General features: G+C 45.3%; 17 protein-coding genes and 1 pseudogene. 11 read left to right on the top strand and 7 right to left on the bottom strand.

Annotated elements, in window-relative coordinates:
* Nucleotides 1-86 precede the first annotated feature (86 nt).
* On the bottom strand, nucleotides 87-1,511 hold the full coding sequence (locus BTJ40_RS11315; RefSeq protein ID WP_108733188.1) for a serine hydrolase: 1,425 nt from the start codon (nucleotides 1,509-1,511) through the stop codon (nucleotides 87-89).
* 414 nt (nucleotides 1,512-1,925) lie between these two features.
* Between BTJ40_RS11315 and BTJ40_RS11310 the strand changes: the two genes are divergently transcribed.
* The 3 genes from BTJ40_RS11310 to BTJ40_RS11300 all read left to right on the top strand — a co-directional run bounded on the left by BTJ40_RS11310 (nucleotide 1,926) and on the right by BTJ40_RS11300 (nucleotide 5,275).
* Nucleotides 1,926-2,825, top strand: a complete 900-nt coding sequence (locus BTJ40_RS11310) for an NmrA family NAD(P)-binding protein (protein WP_108733187.1) — start codon at nucleotides 1,926-1,928, stop codon at nucleotides 2,823-2,825.
* A 536-nt stretch (nucleotides 2,826-3,361) separates the two neighbouring features.
* Nucleotides 3,362-3,997 (top strand): hypothetical protein, encoded by a 636-nt coding sequence (locus BTJ40_RS11305; RefSeq protein WP_108733186.1) that lies wholly within the window; start codon nucleotides 3,362-3,364, stop codon nucleotides 3,995-3,997.
* A gap of 381 nt (nucleotides 3,998-4,378) precedes the next feature.
* On the top strand, nucleotides 4,379-5,275 hold the full coding sequence (locus BTJ40_RS11300) for a peroxiredoxin (RefSeq protein WP_108733185.1): 897 nt from the start codon (nucleotides 4,379-4,381) through the stop codon (nucleotides 5,273-5,275).
* Nucleotides 5,276-5,393: 118 nt separating this feature from the next.
* Here BTJ40_RS11300 and BTJ40_RS11295 read toward each other — a convergent pair whose 3' ends face one another.
* Complete coding sequence (locus BTJ40_RS11295; protein WP_192879327.1) at nucleotides 5,394-6,287, bottom strand: LysR family transcriptional regulator; 894 nt, start codon at nucleotides 6,285-6,287, stop codon at nucleotides 5,394-5,396.
* A gap of 202 nt (nucleotides 6,288-6,489) precedes the next feature.
* On the opposite strand from BTJ40_RS11295, the gene BTJ40_RS11290 reads away from it, so the two are divergent.
* Nucleotides 6,490-7,152 carry a peroxiredoxin-like family protein gene (locus BTJ40_RS11290; protein WP_108733183.1) on the top strand — a complete coding sequence of 221 codons (663 nt, stop codon included), beginning with the start codon at nucleotides 6,490-6,492 and terminating at the stop codon, nucleotides 7,150-7,152.
* A 136-nt stretch (nucleotides 7,153-7,288) separates the two neighbouring features.
* On the top strand, nucleotides 7,289-7,855 hold the full coding sequence (locus BTJ40_RS11285) for a carboxymuconolactone decarboxylase family protein (RefSeq protein ID WP_108733182.1): 567 nt from the start codon (nucleotides 7,289-7,291) through the stop codon (nucleotides 7,853-7,855).
* Nucleotides 7,856-8,162: 307 nt separating this feature from the next.
* Here the strand turns inward: BTJ40_RS11285 and BTJ40_RS11280 are convergent, their stop codons facing one another.
* Entirely contained in the window at nucleotides 8,163-9,068 is a 906-nt protein-coding gene (locus BTJ40_RS11280) for an AraC family transcriptional regulator (protein ID WP_108735247.1), read from the bottom strand.
* Between the two features lie 109 nt (nucleotides 9,069-9,177).
* Between BTJ40_RS11280 and BTJ40_RS11275 the strand changes: the two genes are divergently transcribed.
* Both BTJ40_RS11275 and BTJ40_RS22305 read left to right on the top strand, forming a co-directional pair.
* Nucleotides 9,178-9,915: an SDR family oxidoreductase gene (locus BTJ40_RS11275; protein WP_202862798.1), complete on the top strand. Its 738-nt coding sequence runs from the start codon at nucleotides 9,178-9,180 to the stop codon at nucleotides 9,913-9,915.
* A 312-nt stretch (nucleotides 9,916-10,227) separates the two neighbouring features.
* Nucleotides 10,228-10,431, top strand: coding sequence for a hypothetical protein (locus BTJ40_RS22305; RefSeq protein WP_157954031.1), 204 nt, complete (start codon nucleotides 10,228-10,230; stop codon nucleotides 10,429-10,431).
* A gap of 128 nt (nucleotides 10,432-10,559) precedes the next feature.
* Here the strand turns inward: BTJ40_RS22305 and BTJ40_RS11270 are convergent, their stop codons facing one another.
* The gene (locus tag BTJ40_RS11270; RefSeq protein ID WP_108733180.1) at nucleotides 10,560-11,846 is read right to left on the bottom strand and encodes a site-specific integrase; all 1,287 of its coding nucleotides are present in this window, start codon (nucleotides 11,844-11,846) and stop codon (nucleotides 10,560-10,562) included.
* A 1,388-nt stretch (nucleotides 11,847-13,234) separates the two neighbouring features.
* On the opposite strand from BTJ40_RS11270, the gene BTJ40_RS11260 reads away from it, so the two are divergent.
* On the top strand, nucleotides 13,235-15,478 hold the full coding sequence (locus BTJ40_RS11260; protein ID WP_192879326.1) for a multicopper oxidase family protein: 2,244 nt from the start codon (nucleotides 13,235-13,237) through the stop codon (nucleotides 15,476-15,478).
* 222 nt (nucleotides 15,479-15,700) lie between these two features.
* On the opposite strand, the gene BTJ40_RS11255 is transcribed toward BTJ40_RS11260, so the two are convergent.
* A complete protein-coding gene (locus BTJ40_RS11255) occupies nucleotides 15,701-15,892 on the bottom strand; it encodes a transposase domain-containing protein (RefSeq protein WP_238151980.1) in 192 nt (63 codons plus the stop codon).
* 324 nt (nucleotides 15,893-16,216) lie between these two features.
* On the opposite strand from BTJ40_RS11255, the gene BTJ40_RS22300 reads away from it, so the two are divergent.
* From BTJ40_RS22300 to BTJ40_RS11240, 3 genes are all read left to right on the top strand, one after another.
* Entirely contained in the window at nucleotides 16,217-16,642 is a 426-nt protein-coding gene (locus BTJ40_RS22300) for a hypothetical protein (RefSeq protein ID WP_157954030.1), read from the top strand.
* Between the two features lie 243 nt (nucleotides 16,643-16,885).
* Nucleotides 16,886-17,356 carry a GNAT family N-acetyltransferase gene (locus BTJ40_RS11245; protein ID WP_108733177.1) on the top strand — a complete coding sequence of 157 codons (471 nt, stop codon included), beginning with the start codon at nucleotides 16,886-16,888 and terminating at the stop codon, nucleotides 17,354-17,356.
* 40 nt (nucleotides 17,357-17,396) lie between these two features.
* The gene (locus BTJ40_RS11240; RefSeq protein WP_108733176.1) at nucleotides 17,397-18,698 is read left to right on the top strand and encodes a hypothetical protein; all 1,302 of its coding nucleotides are present in this window, start codon (nucleotides 17,397-17,399) and stop codon (nucleotides 18,696-18,698) included.
* Between the two features lie 81 nt (nucleotides 18,699-18,779).
* Here BTJ40_RS11240 and BTJ40_RS11235 read toward each other — a convergent pair.
* Nucleotides 18,780-19,134, bottom strand: a pseudogene (locus BTJ40_RS11235) (transposase); the annotation flags it as partial.
* A gap of 142 nt (nucleotides 19,135-19,276) precedes the next feature.
* Entirely contained in the window at nucleotides 19,277-21,064 is a 1,788-nt protein-coding gene (locus BTJ40_RS11230; protein WP_108733175.1) for a hypothetical protein, read from the bottom strand.
* Nucleotides 21,065-21,209: the final 145 nt, after the last annotated feature.

The following is a 21,209-nucleotide window of genomic DNA, read 5'->3' as shown; positions in this document are numbered from 1 at the left end:
GAGCTTACAGGGATGTATTCACAGCGTATCTCGAGTGCGGTGTATTCTTTCCTTCCACCCCAGTAGTAACTAACCGACCATTCAAATTAGGGCAGTCGCTTATAGGAATAAGCTTTTCCACCTTGACGAAGAGTAAATGAGCGGGCAGGATTCGTATCGCCCTCTTCAAACTCAATAGTCAACCCTGGGACCATCTTCGATGCGTAGATTGTGGACGATTGAGGTCGAATTACGAACTCTCCATATTCCGCTGAAACAATAAGACCTGTATAGCCACGGCTGACTTCGACAATATCATCTGTTCCGTGCCCATAGCGCCCGACACCTCTCAAAAGCACCTCCTCTGGTAAAGTGATGAAATCTGGGGCAGAGACAACCTTGGTAGATACCGTCTGCTCGGGGTTCAAGAAGTGATGGCCAATATCATCCAGCCCTTCACCGCTGGCAGTATCTGCCAAGGCAACAACACCCGCTCTCCGCGCTGGGTTAAAGCCCATAAATGTACGCGATCCATCACTGCTGCCATTGGACCAATAGTAAGTCTCTCCATTGGTGGTTGTCCTGCGCCAACCCAGGGCCATACGAGTGATATCACTGCCTCCCGGCCTATCAATTGACAGCATTAGCCGCGATGCTGCAACCAAATCCTTAGGACCTCGACCGTTGATAAACAAGTCGAGAAGTGTGAGGAGATCGCTGGCTGTAGATCGTAAACCACCAGCCGGTGAGAGCACTCCATCGCTTGTTGGGCCGATCGGGCTGAGATAAAAGTCATGGCCTTGAGCTCGCCGAGCAGACTTCTTAGGATCATCCTCTAAAGTGGTATCACTTAGCCCTAAAGGTCCCGTCACACGCTCTCGCAGTATCGTTGCAAAAGAGCGGCCTTCCTTCAAAGCAAGTCCTTGACCTAAGAGCCCAAAAGCCAGGTTTGAATAGCTGAATTGAGTACCCGGGCTAGCTTTCAGATGATAGCTTGGCAAGCCACCATAGAGCTGCTCAAAGGAATAACCAGCGTACTTATTGGGCGCATCGGGTGCCGATGCAGCAAGATTATTTGGTCTTAGTGGAAGAGAAGCACTATGGGTAGCCAGGTCGGCGAGAGTGATTTGTTGTCCTTCAAAAGTTGGAGCTTTTACACCGGCTGGTACGTAATCCTGGAGAGGATCATCGAGTTTCACTCTCTTATGTACAACTTCAACAGCCAATAGCAAGGCCGTAAATATCTTAGTTAACGACGCAATTTCAAAAATCGTATCGCCCCCTAGTTGATAAGTATCCTTGGCTTCAGGCTCTCGAACAGTAATGATTCGACGACCAGAAGAATTTAGGGTACCTGCAACTGCTGCATGTGCTGCGTGTTGCTTAAGAATACGATGGCGAATGAGACGTTGAAACTCGTTATCATCATTCACTGGATGACTTGATAAAGTATCTAAAGCGATGAGTGGTCGAGGGACAGCAAATACAGAAGTAACCCCAAGAAATAATTTTGCGAAATCACGTCGTTCCATGGCAGTCAACACCTATTCAAAAACTTTCCAGAGTTCAGTTGGTAAACTTTGACTATCAGAAAGGAATAAAAGTTCTTGTGATGGATACGCTGATCACTAACAGAGATAAACGCATTTTGGGCAAACGGAGCCTAATGGAGGATAAGCAGAACTTGGAATAGGTTGAGGGTAGATATTACAAGTTTGAGCATGGGAGCACCGTTTACAAGAATTTTTATGCACATATCACAAACCTTCCTAACCTCTATTTGTTGATAAAGTCCAATTGCCTGAGGCAGCCGAGTTTTCGGTCGTTACTGCCACATAAGCTGAATACTATCCTTTAAACGATGAGGTCCATATAGTGCTGCATAGGTTAATGCCTAAACTATTCTGAATAACTTCTTCCTGTCAGAAATTGAGCGAGATTCCTTGATGAATAAGCAAACAAAAAGACGCCTTCTCGTAATTGGTGCCACAGGAAAGGTTGGTAGGGAGGTAGTTCTTAATTTAGTCAAGGATCCAAGTGTCCAGACAGTTGCAGCAATCCGCCGAGATGACCAATCACAATCAATGCTAGATATTGGCGCTGAACCGGTTTGGCTTGATCTTGATAACGTGAGTAGCGTTGAAAAATCTGTAAATGGTATTGATGGCATTCTTCTGATGACTGGTTATACCGTTGATATGATGAAGCACTCCAAGCGGGTTATTGATGCGGCAAAGCGTGCCAATGTCAGCCATATTGTCCACATTGGTGCTTCCGGGGCTGACACTGCCGAGGTCTCCCACTGGGGCTGGCATCAGATGATTGAAGCCTACATTGAGAAGCAAGGATTTAGATTTACTCATCTGCGGCCGGAAGGATTCATGCAGAACTTACTCAGTTTTGGATGGTTGCAACCTGGCGCCTTAACCAACTTGATCGGTAACGCACGATGGAGCTGGGTTGATGCACGTGACGTAGCAGCAATTGCTTCGGAGGCACTAAAACACCCTGATAAGTTCAGCGGTCAAACCTGGCGCCTTGGCTATGACGCAGCCACTATGATCGAAGTTGCTGAGATGATTAGTGAGCTGGTGGAGCAACCAGTTAAGTTAGAACAGTTAGATCCTCAAATTTTCTTTGAAAGAGCTGTGGCTGCAGGTGCTGACCCAGCTTACATGGCGTGTATTCGCGATCAGTTTCGACTGAATGCAGCGGGTGCTATTCCCAATGCTGATGAAACATTTGACAAGACAACTTTTGAAGCAGCAGTTGGGCGATTACCCTCGACTTGGAAAGAGTTCATCCAACGAAATTCTGACGATTTGAAGAGCGCAGCATCCTCATAAAACGTTAAATAAAGATACCGTTGCTCGAGCCTCTAAAAAAGGATATTAGATTTCTAAGGCAACAAAGGCTGTAAGAACTACTGCCAATAACCTGTGATGCTGAATAAAGAGGCTCAAGGGATAACCGATCTTTTTACATCAATAAAACCCGCTTAAAAACAACCTGAATCACATTATTAAATTTATACGATTATGCCGAGGATATAGAGATTAAAATGATGACTGGAAACATTACCCTTTTTTCTTAATAAAATCCCTATGGTTACTAACGTAACTTAAAGCTGCAATAGCGATTGATTCAAGAGCTCACATCTCCTTATAGCTGCTCAGATAGAACTTTTTAAGCTTCAAGCTCCCTTAAAAGTCGCATTGAAAAAAGTCTTTAAATCAGGAAAGGGAAGTACGTGGTTTTACTGATGGTTACGTAATAACTCGTAATATTATTTTACACTCCATTTTATATATTACTGCCTATCAAATTGGTACATTGGACTCACTACTCTCTCTGTCAAGCACAACGAAAAAAGGAAATTTTGATGTTGAATCTTAAAACTTTACCGAGTCAGAATGGAAATTCTTGCGCCGCTCACTGCACCGAGATCGCAGTATCAGGATTTGATATCCGTGCGCCAAGGCCACAGAGTTTTGTGGAAGACACTCTGTGGCGCGCTATCAAATGGCAGAATGCGGACCTACCTCCTATGCCAAACGGTGTTGACCATCCCTTAGTGGCGGCCAACAATAGTTCGCCGATGCGTGTGCGAAACTATGTGAATACCCAGTGCCCTGGGCGTACCGGTCGGATTTTATATGACGCGACTCAGAAAGACATGTGCCTTCAATTCGCGCAGCCGGCCAATAGAGTTGATTATAATGCGTTGTTTACAAATCTCATACAGCCAGCTAGTAATGGGGGAATGCCGAGGAACTTGCTTACCGACACCTATTACAATTGCGCTTTTATGATGTTTCGAGGCCCTTCCCCTGGGTCTGCTCATGAAATGGGTTTCCATAATATCCTGGTTGCCAAGGATGGGTCCACAGTCAAATATTATAACCCGAATGAAGATCAACCAGTTTGGAGGGCTGATATTGGATGGCGAACGTTGCGTCATCAAAACGCTGGAAGGCATAGTTATGTTTGGAGTGGTATTGCAATCGAAATCACCTAGCACTTAATGTTTGATGATGCGATCATTAGTATGGATCATGGGGTTTATCCTTGGTTTTGCTTTTAGGTTTAGGCACTTTCATCAAAACCGGTAAACCCTTCTTATTCAAGACGATCTGTCAGATCGTGGTCTGATCTTGTCTACATCTTTACACCTTCTTCCAGCTTACTAGCTCCTTTATTTGTTAAGAAATACTAAATTCCTGCTAGAACTGAGTGTAAGTTACTCATGCCAGCCACAACTAATAGATCGATAAAATAAATTCAATTGTATCCGTTTTCGCAACATTGTTTCTCTATTTGAACTGATTATTGAGTCAATGTGATGTACTAGGATAGATCGCAAGTTTTGGACATTAACCCAACGCTTCAGGAGCTTGAAATGAAAGCAAAACTTATTTTACCAATGATTCTATTAAACATGCTTGGCGGAGTAGGGTCCGGCATCATGATCTATATATCTGGCGGTGATCCGGTTTGGGTCGGCGCACTTTTAGCGACCCTGCCTTTACCATTTTTCTTGATGGTCTTAACAAATGTGTTCAGCATTTCAAGAACGTCAGAAAGATTACCAGTTATTCAAGCCGTTAACTTTATAGGAGTTGCACTGGTTGCTTATTCAACTTATTCGAACCAGGCTCCAATATCCTTGCCTCAGTACATTCCTATTGCAGCTGCTGCCCTGGGCTTCGTATCCCTTCACTGGTATATCTGGTCATTCTCCGTCTACAACCGTAAAAAGAGTAAAGCCATATCAAAAGGCCAAAAACTGCCTGAAATACACTTTAATCGGTTAGATAAATCAGGTGTGTCTTCCTCTTCTTTTGACGAATCTAAAACACTACTGGTTTTCTTTCGAGCCAACTGGTGCCCATTTTGTATGAACCAGTTAAAAGAAGTGAAGAAGTATGCAGAGACACTTAAGCAACATGATGTGAAAGTAAAGTTTATTTCTAACCAAGGCTACGACAACTCAAGAAAGCTAGCCGATAAACTTGACTTGCCTGGTCATTTTGAAATTCTTCAAGATGACAACCTAATGGGGGCTAAAGCTCTAGGTATTGAAGATATTGGCGGTTCCCCTGCAGGAATGCCTGGGTACCCTAAGGATACTGTTATGGCTACGGTGATAGCACTGGATAAAGGTGGCAAGGTTCTGTTCGGTGACGAGACCGACAATTATCGCAGACGCCCAAATCCTACGACTTTCTTGCATATTTTTGAAGACTCATCACCACAGCTTGAAAAGGGCAAGCCAACCCTTAAAAGTATTGCTTAGCGAAAGGCCTAAACTTAGCAATCAGAAGGTTTTCGTCAACCAATCTCCCCCTCTCTAGTTCTAGAAAGGGGGTTCTTTCTATCAAATTACCCTGCAATTCCACCTGACATCCTAAATCCTAACTCAGCACGCTTTGTAGAAAATCGATAAAAACTCTCGTTTTCGCAGGCATCGCTCTACCGCTGGGAATCAGTGCGCTAACGGGTGGACCAGATACTACTTTCTCAGGAAACAACTCAATAACCTCGCCATTCTGAATAGAAGAACCGAGAGCTGTATCATATACCTGAGCAATACCCATACCAGCGACCACTGCATCGATTAATGTTCGCCCATCTCTAAAAATCGCCAGTGGGGAAGGGGAGAATTCAGTAATTGAGTCATCATTTTCTCGAAATGACCAGGCCCTTACTTTTCCAGTGGGCGCTCTGAAAACAAGAGCATCATGCTCTCTCAACTCTTCTAAAGTCTTAGGTTTACCTTTCTGTGAAAGATATTCAGGCGAAGCACATAAGATACGCCTGGATCCGCATAATGTTTTTGCGATAAAAGAACTATCCTCTAGTTCGCCAATTCTAACAACGACATCCCATTCACCTTTAATAGCGTCCTCCAGGCTATCTGAAAGAGAGACCTCGACCGTAACCTTGGGATGCAATTGCGTGAACCCCTTCAAAGCACTGACAATATTTCGGCCTATGCCTATTGGCAAATTGATACGCAATCGTCCAGCAGGCTCATCCTTCCTGGCATGCAGCAAAAGCCTGGCCTCATTAATTGTTTCTAACGCATGTTTTGCGGCATCTAGAAATATTTTGCCTTCTTCTGTAAGCCTGATACTTCGTGTGGTTCTGTTGAATAGCTTAAGACCCAATTCCTCCTCAAGCTTCTTAACTGCCTTACCAGCGCCTGATTTGGTTGAGTTCAATGATGCCGCCGCCTTTGTAAAGCTGCCGTGTTCGGCTACGGCAATAAATACGACTATTTCGTTCAAATGGGCTTGCTGAAACACAGATTGTGTCCCTAATGGATACAATGAGTTTCAAAATAGCATGTTTATAGCGCGAATCAAAGTAACTAATCTTCCCAATAGTGGTTTGGCGTAAGTACCTGCATAGAGGCCAATTGGAGAGTTAAGCACGTCGCCTCTTGGTCCATCGAAGGCTTACCCAAAGCTCGCGCTTCCAAACTTTAAACCATTAGAGGAATAGGTTATGTCTCTTCAAGACAAACTAGATGCTTTCAAAGAAGTATTTAAGCAACAGGCCCCGGAAGGAGCATTTGAAGCCTTTGCCAGATCATCCAAGGAATTGGCTGCTAGTGGCCAAGTTGAACGTTCGATTAAAGTAGGAGAGAAAGTCCCATACTTTACATTGCCAGATTCAGAAGGTAACGACGTTGTCCTGGAAGAACTCCTTGCCAAAGGACCCGTTATTCTAACGTTCTATCGAGGCGTGTGGTGCCCTTACTGCAATATTGAGCTGCAAGCGTTAGAAGAAGTTGCTGCAGAGATCAAAGCGCGTGGCGCAACCCTGGTTGCTATTTCCATGCAAGGGCCCGCCGAAAGCCGCAAATCTCAGAGAGATAACAAGCTAAGCTTCCCAATTCTGACTGATCAAAGTGGAAAGCTTGCTGAAAAGTTTGGTATCCGCTGGACATTGCAATCTTATGTAATTGAGTTCCACAAGGTATTCAAAGTCGAACTCCCGACCATCCATCGTGACGGCGCGTGGAACTTACCTATGCCAGCAAGATATGTCATAGATACGGATGGAACAATCGCATATGCAGAGGTGAATCCTGACTACACGCGTCGCCCCGAACCCAGCGACTTATTTCCCGTACTTGAAAAGCTGAGTCAGTCTACAACTGCATAGTTCGTAAACGCCTCCACCTCTTTAACACAAGCAAGTGCCAAAGAGGTGCAAGGCCTAATGTGAAAGTAGTTTGATGCAGACACTCAATGTAAATCGATATCGAGCACAGTAAAACCCAACTTATATGGTAAGACTCATGGTTAATTTTACACGTTACACAATTGAAACAGCTCCAGAAGCCTCTAAAAAAACTCTAGAAGCCGCTAAAAAGAAAATGGGATTTGTACCCAATCTAATGGCAACCATGGCCGAATCACCCGTAATGGTAGAGAGCTACCTAACACTTATGGGACTATTTGATAAATCTCGCTTGAGTGAAACAGAGCGAGAGATAATTCTGATGACAAACAGTCGCCTAAATGGTTGCACCTACTGCATGGCTGCGCATACTGCAGTTTGCAAAATGGCCGGTGTAAATGAAGATGTAATCAAGGCCCTGCGCAGTGGAAAAACAATTGATGACCCTAAGCTCGAAGCACTACGAAAATTCAGTGTCATTATTAATGAGAAACGTGGATGGGCTACAGAAGAGGAAGTTGAGGCGTTTCTTGCAGCGGGTTATACGAAAGAGACGGTTCTAGAGGTGATAGTTGGAACCAGTCTAAAAGTACTCTCTAATTATTCTACTCACAATCTAAATGTCAGTCTTGATGATGCATTTTCATCAATGGCTTGGAGTAAGGATATGGATTCATCCGGCTAAGATATAATCTGAGAGTAAACAAACCATCACGCACCATCTTCACATTATAAAGAAAATTTTCTGGATACAGGTAGCAGCTTCGTTGTGAAAAGGATCAAACTGATGATCTAGAGAATTTTCTTGCTATTGAAGCTTACATAGAGAAGCAGGGATTTAGGTTTATTCATCTGCGACCGGAAGGTTTCATGCAGAGTTGCAGTTTAGATGATCGAACTTCCGTCGGTACTTACGAAAGAGGTTCAGGAAATTCTTCTGGTCAGGCGAATACTATTGAGTTAGTCGGTACCATCAAAAATTGGCCCAGGAATCACTCACACTCAATAGCTTTTGAGTATCGTGCGGGCGGAGAACCAACGTATCGAGTGAATGCAGTGCTGAATGCGCTAGGAGAACCATAGCCAATCCTGTTGGCAATTTCGGAGATGCTTTGCTGACCCGAACGTAGCATATGCTTTGCGAGCGTCATTCGCCAATTCAGCAGGTAAGACATCGGAGCTACCCCTACAATCTGGTTAAAACGTGCAAAAAAGGCGGAGCGCGATAACCCTGCCTCTCTTGCGAGTTCAGGCACCGTCCAGGAACGGTCGGGTGCAGCATGCATGGCTCGCAATATTGGACCAATGCGTAAATCTGCCAAGCCTCGCAATAGGCCTGCCGTTGCACAGGGCTCAGCGGCAGACCGAAATGCTTCGATCAGAAGAATTTGTAACAAGTGCTCAACGACAGCACTTCGCGCCGGGCGGTCCGAGCGCGCTTCATCGCGTAGAAAGCCAGTTAATGCCGCGAGTCTCCCTTCACCGTGAACCACAACCATATCCGGTAAAAGCGAAACCAGTAGCTCCGCATCCGGACTTGCAAAGGTGCAATGGCCGATTAGCTGCTGCACGCTCGGTTCTGTATCAGGCGGTCCAAGCCTGAAGATGCCGTCTTCGCCTTCAACAGGCTGACTAAGCAGTCCTTTAGATGGTGGGGGGTCAACACTGGAAAAAGTGAAGGACTTGGCTGCAGGGATAAGGACGAAATCCCCGGCTACCAAAATCAATGGTTCCTTGCCGTCGATCTTCAAACATGCCTGTCCAGATAAGAGCGAACAATAGAATGTATCGTCCATATCATCCCGTCGTACCCGAAATGCCCCCGAAGCATGGACGAGCTTTGAATAGGACGCCTGAGGTTGGAGAAGGGAAATTATTTCGGAGTAGGGGTCACACATTTTGGACTTTAAGTAAAGAATTTTGGACTCAAGATTATAGAAAGTCCTTGCTTGCAAGTCTATCTTTGACTACTCGTAATAAAAAGGAGACTTCCCTATGAATACCGTGATGATTACTGGATGTTCCTCGGGGTTTGGACTGCAGACAGCCCGCCACTTTCTGGACAAAGGATGGACGGTCATCGCCACCATGAGGAAACCGGACCCAGCACAGTTACCCAGCTCTGACCATTTGCACATTATTCAACTGGATATATCAAATCGGGACAGCATCGCCAACGCGATCGAGGACGCAGGACCTATTGATGTGTTAGTCAACAACGCAGGTGTTGGCTGGCTGGCGCCTTTTGAAGGTACTTCCGACGACAACCTTCGTAGGGTTTTCGAGACCAACACACTAGGCACATTCGAAATGATCCGCGCCGTATTACCGCAAATGCGTGCAAAAAGAGCTGGTGTGATTATCAACATCTCCTCAAGCGTGACACTTAAGTCTTTACCGCTTGCATCGATCTATACGGCCAGTAAAGCGGCTGTGAACGCCTTTACAGAGTGTCTAGCGCTTGAGCTGGCACCCTTGGGTATCCGAACTCATATCGTGCTGCCTGGCCAAGCGCCGAAAACGAGCTTCGGACAGAACGCAATGGCCCTGATGGCTGAATCCAACTGCACTCCAGAGGACTACCAGGCTTATGTTACGGGTATCATGGAGGCCTTTAGGGATCCGTTGGGCAAGGATTTTACCGAACCTGACGATGTCGTACAGGCAATCTGGAATGCTGTAACTGATACCAACAGCGCAATACACATTCCTGCGGGTAAAGATGCCGTCGCACTGACAGTGTGAATATACAGACCCAGTCAGGCCGCACTGGCTTGCCAGGGTCGTCTTCATTTATGAGAAAATATGTATATATGGAAATGAGGCTTTTGCAGGGATAGGCATAGATCGACAGTGTAGAGTTTGCGACGGATGTGCAGGAGCTGGGATCTTGAGAGCTGGATTGCATCCAGGTTCGACCTGAACACAAAAACCGTTCATACTCAGGCCAAGGCGAGACATGGATATCGGAAAAAACCGCCAAGAAAAAAGTTCAAACCTATATCCCACCAGGGCTCCCACTATTTCCGATATTTGTGAATATCGGATATTTTATAAATGAGCTATTTCCCGTTTAATTTGCCGCATTCCAACAACAACTCCATATTTCTATTTCGAACCTTTGCTCAATCCGGCATTGTTTCGTTGACAGAGTACTACAACGATCAAGAAGGGCAGAAAACCTTATCCTCTCTCGCACCTGATACTTTTGTTTTGCAGGAAGCTGCCAAGAAGCCAACACGCACAGAAATATGTCTGTGATGGCTGTGGGGTAATACTTTATGGGAAAGCCAATTTGAATATCAGCTGCGACGATTGCGAACGGAGCTTCTTTCCCGTTGACGGATAAGTATACAAAAGTACAAAGTAAGCAATCATCAACTCGTCGGTCAAACTTGCCTCGTTCTCCCAGACGCTGCCCGCTCTTTATCATCCGCATGGACATATTCTTTATCGGTAGTACTCAACCTCCCATGTCCTAGGTCTGCCGACAGGTCTTTAAGAGCTCTAGTTTCTACATCCATTGATGCACCTGTGTGACGAAGCCAATGAGTAGAAGTAGCCAAGAGGACTTTTGCATCATCTTCAAAGCCATCCTGCACCATCTTTTCACTGGCTAGGTCAAACGCTTCCTGAGTTAATATCGCGATTGTTCGTGATCTTAGCCCCGGATTATGTTTTCGAATTGGGTGGAGTAGGGGGGATGACTCGCCAACTGCTGGCAACCCGTCCAGCCCACGACTAATACGATATCTCCGTAAATAGTCTAAAAAATCAACCGGTACGCTGACCTTTCTCTTTTTATTGCCTTTTCCAAACGCAGTAAACCACCAGTCATCTTCCTCCCGGTAAAAATCCCCCATTTTGGGACTCCATTTCGGCCGGCATGACAACTCACTAACACGCAAATAAAGACTTTTCATGCTGGCAACGATAAAAAGGTGTCGCTCCCAAGTTGGATCTTCATCAGCTTTGGCCCGAGTACTTTCCAAAACATACTCCCACTGTAGTGCAGACAAACGTTTAACTGAATCGTTTGATACATCGATAATTAGATGGGGGGAGGCCTTCTTGACGGCTGCAATTACATTTCCGAAAGCATAGTCTTCTTCAACTAAGTGGTTGTAAAGTACACTCAGGTTTGAGAAGACTTCTCTTAGAGACTTCTGCGCTAGAGCATAATCACCAATATCTGGTTTGATATCTGAAACGGAAGCACTTCTAAGAGATTCTTTCCGTTCCGCCTTACTGAGCTTCGCTACGAAGGGTCTCCAATCCTTGTTAGTTTCTTTTAAACCATTATTGACCAAGAATCTTCGGCATACCTGAGTTCCAATCCAACTTCTTGGAGGGGTGACTACAAAATCAATGTAAGCCTCAATGTCTCGCTTTTTCATCATGGCAACTGATTTGCCGTGTATGCACCAGGCCCATAACAAAAAACGCTCAGATTCGCTCCTGAACGCGTTGTAAGTCGCTTCTGAGCGCCGACATTTACTCCAAAGAAAGTCCTTTACGTGTCGGTAATCAGTAATGGCCTCGGGCACGGCATTTGTGATTGAGTGCACGAAACTTTTAACTGCAGGAGTGTCTTCTGAGAATAGATCCCCTCGATCAATAGCGTAGAACGGACGGTAGGAATCAAATAGTGGTATCGCATCAAAGCGCTGTGACATAAAGAACCTGGTTACCAAAAACCAATTTATTGATTTAGATATAGTAAGGAATTGTACTATATATTAATTTCCAATAGTAGACACTATTGGAAATTTTAGCCACCCTGGGTCTCGTCTTCTTGAGTCTATTTGGACGTCCAACTAAAGTACTTAATTTTTGCCAACTAAAACACTTAATCGTGCGTCCATCTACTCTAGTTCCGGCCGAGTAATCTCCATTTTGTGTTCCTGTGTTCCTGTGTTCTAAGGTTCCACCGTTCCAAAGTTACAGCGCTCTAAGGTTCCAGGATTCCAGGTGTTTTCGCATACAATCATCGGAGTGCATCAAAGCCTTTTCCTAAGACCAAATTACTCACGCAACTCTGAAAAACATTTGGACAAGTGAGCCGAAAAAGAACCGTGCTAATAGGTTTATAAGTGAATCTACCTATGAAATGCATTGGCAACTTCACGTGGATGAAGCTGATCAAAAAAGCACCTATAGCTAAGTACACTTATGGCTTTCGTTCGAATAGCCACTTATAGATCTAGCTTTTTAGCTAGATACCCTGCCATAATCCGTTAAAATAACATTATTACGGATTATATTTTGCCCCTACTCTGAGGTATTCGGCCAAGCTCGCGTCCCTACACGAGAACAACAAAATCACCTCTTCCAAGTGATCCAGGGTCGCCGCCACCCAGAAAAGAACACGGCCATCATGCAGGTAAGCTTTAAACTGGGACTACGTGCCCAGGAGATCGCTCTTCTACAAGTGAAGGAATAGGCGGACAGTGAATGTAATGAACATGAAGAGCATGCTGGCTTCTAACTTCCTGAATTACTGCCTTGTATTGAGTGAAAAAAACACCTTGCCTTCCCTATTTTCCCAATAAATTTCAAGACACGAAGAAAACTATGACGGAAACCAAAAAAATATAGTGATTCAGCAGAAAAATCGTAAAATATAAATCTCTATAATTTTATTCAAAGAAGTTGGCTTGATGGCATAGAAATAAACTAAGAGGTAAAACATAAGCTTGTATACTGCAGGAAATTTAATTGATCAAATTTAAACAATTAGTTTCCGAGGCGAAGTTTATTTCATAGTTCAATAGATGGGTTGATAATTGAACGTAATTGTATAGAGCTAGTAACCACGGATATTTTTCAAAAAAATGTAGGTTATTTATTTCTACTACTAGTGTTGTTCATACACCAGGGAGCCGTATTGATCCTTAAATTGCATTATGGCTTCAACAAACCCGGAATATAGATGAAGTTGATTCGACTGGACACGTCAGTATTAGAAGATCTGATGAAGTAAGGATACGGGAAGACAATAATGGTGCGTGCTAGGCGCAGGCGCTTGCTTTTTCCTGTGAACAAGGACATCGGGAGAAAATCTATGAGGCGAGAAAACACACGCATGTTGATACTGGCTACTGGAGCCTGTTCACTCTTATTCAGCAGCTTTGGCTCAACTAGTCTGTATGCAAACGACAGCGAAGCGAGTTGGGAAGTAACATCGCAACCAACGAAGCTGGTAGATCCCAATAAGGTTTGTAAATTTAAGAACGATCTTCCTATTCCATCCACAATTGATGTGCGGGATGTGGTGCCACCTTACAATAGAGTCAACCTTACCATCGAAAAGACGCGGGCTGATCTAGGACTAAAGTATTGTGATGGCTCTAATAGGGTGTTTCCCAAGGCAAAGGTCTATGGTTTCAGGCTGGAGGGAGAAAATGAGGTGCACTCTCCAGGTCCGACCTTCCTAGTGAAGGAAGACCACCCCATTTCTGTGGCCTTCGACAATAAACTGCAGGGACCCCACCTATTTCCGGTCGATACCTCAATACATGTTCCATACGTAGTGCGGAAGGATCCTAATGCTCGCCCCGTCGTAATTCATTTGCATGGCGGGCATACGGAACCTCGCAGCGATGGTCATCCGGAAGCTTGGTATACGAAGAATTTTGCGTCTACGGGGGAAAAATTCAACCTCGATAACTACCGTTACAACTACTCGAATACTCAGGATGCCACGACACTGTGGTATCACGATCATACCGTTGGGCTTACCCGGCTCAACAATTATGCAGGTACAGCCGGCTTTTACCTGATCACAGATGACAACGAACAGGAGTTGATTGACGAAGGAAGGCTTCCCAAGAGTAAGCGAACTATCCCAATTATGGTGCAGGACAAACTGTTCAGTGCAAACGGACAACTCTACTACCCAGGGGTCCATGGTGAACCTTTGTCGCCCTTTGCGAATGTGGAAATACGGCCTGAATGGCCCGACCCAACTATTCTCGATGAGTTCTTTGGCAATGTTATTTTGGTAAACGGAAAAGTATGGCCGCGGCACAAGGTGAGCCCGAGTGTGTACCGACTTCGTCTGCTTAATGCATCAGACACGCGATCCTATGTGTTCAAATTTGAGACCGAGTCCGAATCCAAGCTGGAATTCTATGTGATTGGCTCCGATGGAGGATTTTTGAATCATCCCACTAAGGTTAAACAGTTGGTAATGTCTCCAGCCGAGCGGTATGACATTCTGGTAGATTTTACACCCTATGAAGGCAAACAGATCTTCCTGCGTAATGAAGGCGCTGATGAGGTGTTCAGAGGCTATTTCAACCCCAAGCTCCCAGCGCCACATGATCAGATCAAACGGCTGGTATTCAAGAAGAACGACAACTGGTTCTTGAGCGGGTCACCTGTCGGTGAGAAAGCGGCCCCGACAAAGGTTGCCAGAGAGATTATGCGCTTTGATATAGGGCGGGGGTCCTATCAATCGAACAGCTATTTTAAAAAGGATTGTGAGCCTTATTGTATCGGAAATTTGAATCTATCCACTGATACTCACCTACGTGACCTACCAACCTTGCCTAAATCAATCGACAAGCGCCGGAGATTATCACTACATCGAGTATCGGATAATGAAGGTGATAACCTAGAGCACGGCCGCAGTCTTCTCATGTTGGGCACCTTTGATATTGGCAGTTTGTTTTTTCAGGACAGACCTACAGAGATTGTTGAGGTAGGATCAACAGAGATTTGGGAATTTCACAATACCACCGCCTCCGCACACCCGATTCATGTGCACCTCGTAGAGTTCAGTATCCTGAACCGTCAACAGGCTTTTTACGGTGCCCCAATCTTAAAGCCTCAAGTGAATCCCTCTGACCCGTTTGGCGAATTGATTATTGGCGCAAAAATTAACCCAAAAGAATTCAAGCTGACAGGACGTAAGATTCGTCCCCAGCCCAGTGAGGCCGGGCGCAAAGATACAGTAATCACCCTCCCCGGTTATGTCACTCGGATCAAAGCGAATTTTGATTGTACGGGGATCGATTGCACTAATGGAGAGTATGTATGGCACTGTCACCTACTGTCCCATGAGGACTACGACATGATGCGTCCAATGAAGATATATGGAAGAAACTTGAGTAACAACGAAAAGCCAGCTCCCTATCGATTGAATGCGGATGATCGTGACTCTAATTCCAGTTATCTTGAGGCTTGGTTGGGCCAAAATAATGAGATAGGTAGGCCTTTCGATACCACTAATTTCAACCAGAGCCTAAAAGCTGGGGACGCTGGCAGCCACCTTACCTGCAAACTAACTAAGAGGAAGATGTAAGAGAAAGGCGATAGGCGAGTACCGCAAAGAGCGCTTTGGGGGGCGGTCCTTTCGCAAACTTCTGAAGCGCTTCTTGGTAAGCGATCTTACCAAGTAGTGAGTGAGGATTCTATTTGAGGCATTCAAGTTGGGTCGTTGAATGGCCAGCCAGAAAAGCCCAAAAAGGAGTGTTGCTAATCGACAAATATGGAGTTGTGCAGCGCTTTCCCGCCGCGCTCCCAATTACGCTGCTGCGACCATCCCAACTCTCTCAAGCTGGATATTCCAGGGTAGCAGTGCCTCATAATCTTCAACACATTGGCAGGAAGGAATTGCTTCAAGTACCTTCACGTAATACCTGTAGGGGTTAAGGCCGTGGAGCCTGGCTGTGCGAATCAAACTAAAGTGCAGACACAGTGCCCGTAAATGGTACATGAACCACGTAATTCATTAAAGTATATAGTTTGTGTACCGCTTACATTCGTTACTTCTCAGCTGTTCAGCAGCTTACCGTTGTTATTACGGGGAGCGCGCTACTGGCAAACAGGCTACCCGGATTTTTTTCCCGTCGAAAGAGCCGTTCACAGTTCTTTCGGTCCATTTTCTATTGGGTTCTTAATAATTGTAATATTCTTTCTTTTAAAGAATTTTATTACTACTAGAAAAGGAAAGAATCTTAAGCTGAGTAGAAAATTAATGGGGAATAGCTCACGCGAACTTGGAAACCTGAGTAAGTTGCAACTTTTGTGGAATGTAACTATGAAGCCGTTAGTAATCTGTGGGCTAACCTATCTCATTGCCTGGTCTGTTTCATTGGTATCCAGCTTGACTATATGGAATGAATTTCACTTAGAATTTAGGCGTTTTGCTTATCCTTCTTTTGTATTCTTCAGCAACCTTGCAGTTGTGGGATGTATTATATTCTTTTCTGCAGCTTACATCGTACAGAAACTGACATCTTACCGGCGGGGTTTTAGACTGCACTTTAACCGAACTTGGATCCTTTACGGCCTAGGCATATGGACGATGATCTTATCAATTGTCTATTGGCCTCCTGCTGGAGAAAATGTCGAAGGTGGAAATATTGGCACACTTACCGCATTCTTTCTTGCCTTTTTGGGAATAGGCATCGATCTAGCAGCTAGCTACATCCTTATTCCTAGGAAAGGGAGCCAAAGCAAGTAGAAGCTTGGCCGGGAAAGATAAAACAGTCAAACACCCGAGTGCGTAACCTACCTTGTGATTTGCTCATTACACCTCATGCAGGTGCAAGTGGTTGGGTATTTAAGGTAATATTGAGCGAGATTCAGTCATCGACTGCAAAGAATATGCTGATAAGGCTGAGCAAGACTTGAAATTAGTGCAATCGGAGTAATAGAGGATAGTTTGTTCTCTATTACCATTCAGTGAGTACGATAGCTAAGGTATATGATTAAAGTAGAGCGTTTTTCTAAAATAAATTCTTCTGATGTTTTACAAATTTCCCTTCCTCCAGATCAACTGAGATATGTATGTACCCCAAAAAGCTTTATAGCTGATCGTTGTGAGACAACGCACCTCTATCTGATTAAATTGGAGGGAGTTGTCATCGGATATTTTAAGGCAGACCTGGCTTATTTTAAATCCTATTCTTTTTGTCCGGAAGATGGGCTCGGTATGCGCGCTTTTGCGATTGATAAGAGTTGTCAGGGGAGAGGGCTTGGAGTTTTGTCGGTTCAGTCAATCGTAGAATATTTGACGAAAGAGTATAGATACTACTCTGGCGTGTATTTGACTGTAAATTGCAATAATTTAAAAGCTATTCGTTGCTATAAAAAGTGCGGTTTTCTGGATACAGGAGACCTATATTTTGGTGGGGCTGCGGGACCTCAGCATGTTATGAGAATAAGTCTCCAATAGATTTCGCATTTCACAACTAGTTGTTTCGAGGTATTTTACGATGCTTAAAAAAAAGCTGAAAAAGAATATTGGTGATCCTTGGAGAGGGAATTTTTTTGCACTAGGACTTGTCGGGGTATTGTCTACGATGGCTGTTCCTCATGCATATTGTGCAGACTCCTTCGCTATTGAAGGTGCTAAATGGTTTGATGGAGCGAACTTTAAGCAAGCTACTTGGTTTGTTGATGAAGATGGCTTTTTAACTAAGACCCGACCACAAAAAGTTGATTATACCATTGATGCTAGTGGAAAATTTGTGGTGCCTCCTTATGGGGAGGGGCACAATCACAACTTGCAGAACCCTTGGGCTATTAAGAATTTTGGACCTCTACAGGTTAACTCTGGGGTGTTTTACAGTGTGCAGATGTGCAGTTTTGGTGAGGAAGTCAAGGCGCAGTTCAGCAGCAAAGATACAATGGATGTTTTGTATGCCTCAGACTGTATAACAGCTTCTGATGGTCATCCCCTAAGACTGATTTTAAATGGCAAAAAAAATGTCTCTGATGATGAATTAAAAATCGCCCAGGAAATGGTTATGGTGGCAGAGGATAAAGGGGATCTAGATCAAATATGGGAGAAAGTTAAAGCTAACCATCCCTCTTTTATTAAACTTATGCTTGTTGGCAGTGAAAAGTTTGAGGAGCGCCATGGTGATAAGAAATACCTTGGAGTTAATGGCCTAAATCCTAAGCTGGTGCCGGTTATTGTCGAGCGTGCGCATAAATTGGGGATTCCGGTGGTGGCTCATGTGGATACCGCTCATGATGCCATGGTAGCTATAAAAGCGGGTGTAGATATCTTGGGTCATTTGCCCGGGTATCGAATCGCAAGAAACGAAGGGTTTGATAGACAGGATTATGTGTTAAGCGATGCTGTTATTGCTGCGGCTGCTAAGCAAGGTACCAAGCTGATTGCTACTGCCAGTGTGCCTTCTGAGCATAGCTATCCTGAAGATGAATTGAAGGAAATCCAGGCGGTTCAAAAAGATAATCTTTCTCGTTTACGCAATGCGGGCGTACCCTTATTAATGGGGAGTGACAACTTCTCCGGTACGGTGCTTCGTGAAATTCGTTACCTGGATACTCTGGATATTGCGCCGAGAGAAGTATTGCTTAAGTCCCTAACTATGGATACTCCAAAGTGGATGTTCCCAGAGCGTCACTTGGGCTCGTTTTCTGAAGGTGCGGAGGGCAGTTTCTTAATATTAGAGGGTAACCCTCTGGAGGATCTTGGGTTTCTCGATAAGATTTATATCGGTGTTAAGCAGGGGCATATATTAGTCAGTTCCCCAAGCAGTAATTAGAGATAAATTTACTCAGAATTTTTTCTTTGGCCAATGTAAGCTTGTTTGAATATCCCCAGCTTGATGACCAAGCTGGGATTTAGCCCTGCAGACCAGTTCCACGGGCACCTGCTCACTCAATCGGTCATCAGCGCGTACGATTCATCTCGTCGGACATCAAGAGAGCGGTAGCCTTTTTTAGTATCTCTTTCTCCCTTTCCAGGCGATTGATACGGGCTTCAAGCTCCTGAATTTTCTGTTGCTCAGTGGTAAGCGCTTTACTTGCAGGCGTCTCTCCACCTCGCTCTGCCTCTAGTTGCTTCACCCAACGGCGGATAGCCGTTGTACCAACATCCAGCGACCGTGCTGCTTCAGCAATTGAATAGCCCTGATCTACTACCAAGCGGGCAGCCTCTAATTTAAATTCAGGAGAAAAGGATCGACGTTGTCTACTCATTGAACACCTCTATTTTCGATGGCAACTTTACCACCTAAATTGGTGTCCGGGTTTAGTAGACCACTACAGGTAGCCTACGATCCGCAGAAACCCGCTCTCCGTGTCCGTGAGAGCGGGTTTGGGCTACAGTGAAGACGTTGAATTAATCAGACTTCGCCCCATCCACCCATGTCGACTGATTCGCTGGAATCGGTCCAATCGGTGCATACCGATACAATTCCCAACCCCCTTCGGGGTTTAGGTGGAAGGGGTTTGCGGTGCCCAGCCACATAAAAGTTGGGTGGTTGATCATCGTACGGAAACCGAAATTGGCCGAATTGCCTGCACCATTTATAGTGGTAGGGATTGCCTGTATATCTGGAGAGAAAAAACGATAAAGTTTTGCACCAGAGATTGTTGGGTTGGATAACGCATCCTTAAGGAGCATCAGCAATTCCGCGGGAAGCTCATCCGCAAGATCAACGACACTCGGTATAAGTGAACTGATGTCCAGTGTAGCCAGATACAGATTGTCTCCAGTCACTCCCAGGCGCCAGGTGTATACATTAAATGGCCAGCCCAATCCGGCTCCACCTAACTTTGGAGGCCCGGCCAAGGTTTGTGTTTCCACAAACTCGTTGAGATCCGGGTCCCAAGCCTGAACCGTTTCATACCCATAGAGAACTTCAACATTTGGCTGCCCTTCTCCGTCAAAGCTGTCCCCGCGGAATACGGTGGTTGCTCTATGGGTTGCCGTAATGGTGTCCAGCTGTCCAACAGGAGTATCCCATGTTTCACCATAGGCGAGAACATGGCTCCTGAATCCACCGAACGGAAAGTTGATCGTACCCCAGTAGAGATTCCCACGCCATGAAGTAATATCTCCACCGGCATAGGCCCGAGCGCTGACAGGGTCTGGTTCATACTCGGTAATATTCCAGACTTCCTCCCACTCTTCAACATCATCGGGCATGAACCCACCTGAAGGTATTTGGGGACTCATCACTATCCCGGCGTAGGCTTGCACCTCTCCTGTTTCAATATCACCGTTCGGCCAGGTAGACGCAAATATACGCCCGTTGTGTATCGTCATGTCTGCTGGAGTACTTTCCATAGTGCCGATGACTTCAAAATTGAATGGATCATCGAGATCGCCCATCCAACGCAGAACCCGGCCCGATCCGCCAAGATCCTCTTGCAATCGCACGCCAGTATATAAAACGCCCTCGTAGTTGAGAAACTCGCGGATATTCGAATATTCAGGAAATTTCTTTGAACCCAGATACTGTCCGGTACTGGCCTGCCAGGCCATCATGATAATGCTGGTACCGCTGCCCACGCCGGCAATTCCCTCCTGGATGCCACCCGGCCCTGCAAGAAAAATCACGTCGTCCGCGTAGCCACCCGAGCGTAATCCAAGGGTGTCCTGTAGAAGCGGATCGTAAGTGGGAGTAATTTCTGTGACCTCAAGTGTACAGGTATCCATACGGTAGGCAGAGGGTGCCCGCCAGTCCCCAAGGTTCTTAAGGTTTGGGTTTTCCTGAGCGAGTATCCCGTCGGCAAACTCGCATACCCAACCCTGGGTTGGGGCGAATAGCGGAGTCAATACTGCGGTTGGAGATGCTTGTGCGGTACAGAGAAAATTGCTGCCGGTTCCCCAGTATAAATATTGGGGAGATTCAGCCATCCCCCAAATCCGCGTACCGTTGCGTTTAGGTTGTCCCGCCGAACAGACGCCATCCACTAACTCTGGATAGGGTTGGCCAATGCCATTAAAGCATTCATCAACTGGCGCTTTAGATAGCTTGTCAAAATCGGGTTTGACCTGCTTGCATAGTGTATCAGGATAATCCGGCGGCCCTATTTCTGGAATAGCCCACTGGGCGTTGACAGAAATTGGAATTGTGGAGGTTAAAAGTAATGAAAGTGCAATATATGCCGTGGTTCTCATAGGTGTCCCCTGCCCTACTCATGACCGCTACTGCGGAAGGTTCACGTTTTTGGCTTTAATTATTGCTAGCTTGATGCGCTAACAAAATTCAAGACTAAGTAGAGAGTAGGATGCAGCGGGACAAAGGAAATAATTTTTACTAGGA

This window comes from Microbulbifer sp. A4B17 (assembly GCF_003076275.1).
Classification (GTDB): domain Bacteria; phylum Pseudomonadota; class Gammaproteobacteria; order Pseudomonadales; family Cellvibrionaceae; genus Microbulbifer.
The sequence above is the reverse complement of the archived record's forward strand: the minus strand, read 5'-3'. Positions and strand labels throughout refer to the sequence as shown.

Excerpts from the sequence above, each read along its gene's own strand:
- BTJ40_RS11315 (WP_108733188.1), bottom strand. The coding sequence starts at position 1,511 with ATGGAACGACGTGATTTCGCAAAATTATTTCTTGGGGTTACTTCTGTA.
- BTJ40_RS11310 (WP_108733187.1), top strand. The coding sequence starts at position 1,926 with ATGAATAAGCAAACAAAAAGACGCCTTCTCGTAATTGGTGCCACAGGA.
- BTJ40_RS11305 (WP_108733186.1), top strand. The coding sequence starts at position 3,362 with ATGTTGAATCTTAAAACTTTACCGAGTCAGAATGGAAATTCTTGCGCC.
- BTJ40_RS11300 (WP_108733185.1), top strand. The coding sequence starts at position 4,379 with ATGAAAGCAAAACTTATTTTACCAATGATTCTATTAAACATGCTTGGC.
- BTJ40_RS11290 (WP_108733183.1), top strand. The coding sequence starts at position 6,490 with ATGTCTCTTCAAGACAAACTAGATGCTTTCAAAGAAGTATTTAAGCAA.
- BTJ40_RS11285 (WP_108733182.1), top strand. The coding sequence starts at position 7,289 with ATGGTTAATTTTACACGTTACACAATTGAAACAGCTCCAGAAGCCTCT.
- BTJ40_RS11280 (WP_108735247.1), bottom strand. The coding sequence starts at position 9,068 with ATGTGTGACCCCTACTCCGAAATAATTTCCCTTCTCCAACCTCAGGCG.
- BTJ40_RS11275 (WP_202862798.1), top strand. The coding sequence starts at position 9,178 with ATGATTACTGGATGTTCCTCGGGGTTTGGACTGCAGACAGCCCGCCAC.
- BTJ40_RS22305 (WP_157954031.1), top strand. The coding sequence starts at position 10,228 with ATGAGCTATTTCCCGTTTAATTTGCCGCATTCCAACAACAACTCCATA.
- BTJ40_RS11270 (WP_108733180.1), bottom strand. The coding sequence starts at position 11,846 with ATGTCACAGCGCTTTGATGCGATACCACTATTTGATTCCTACCGTCCG.
- BTJ40_RS11260 (WP_192879326.1), top strand. The coding sequence starts at position 13,235 with ATGAGGCGAGAAAACACACGCATGTTGATACTGGCTACTGGAGCCTGT.
- BTJ40_RS11255 (WP_238151980.1), bottom strand. The coding sequence starts at position 15,892 with ATGTACCATTTACGGGCACTGTGTCTGCACTTTAGTTTGATTCGCACA.
- BTJ40_RS22300 (WP_157954030.1), top strand. The coding sequence starts at position 16,217 with ATGAAGCCGTTAGTAATCTGTGGGCTAACCTATCTCATTGCCTGGTCT.
- BTJ40_RS11245 (WP_108733177.1), top strand. The coding sequence starts at position 16,886 with ATGATTAAAGTAGAGCGTTTTTCTAAAATAAATTCTTCTGATGTTTTA.
- BTJ40_RS11240 (WP_108733176.1), top strand. The coding sequence starts at position 17,397 with ATGCTTAAAAAAAAGCTGAAAAAGAATATTGGTGATCCTTGGAGAGGG.
- BTJ40_RS11230 (WP_108733175.1), bottom strand. The coding sequence starts at position 21,064 with ATGAGAACCACGGCATATATTGCACTTTCATTACTTTTAACCTCCACA.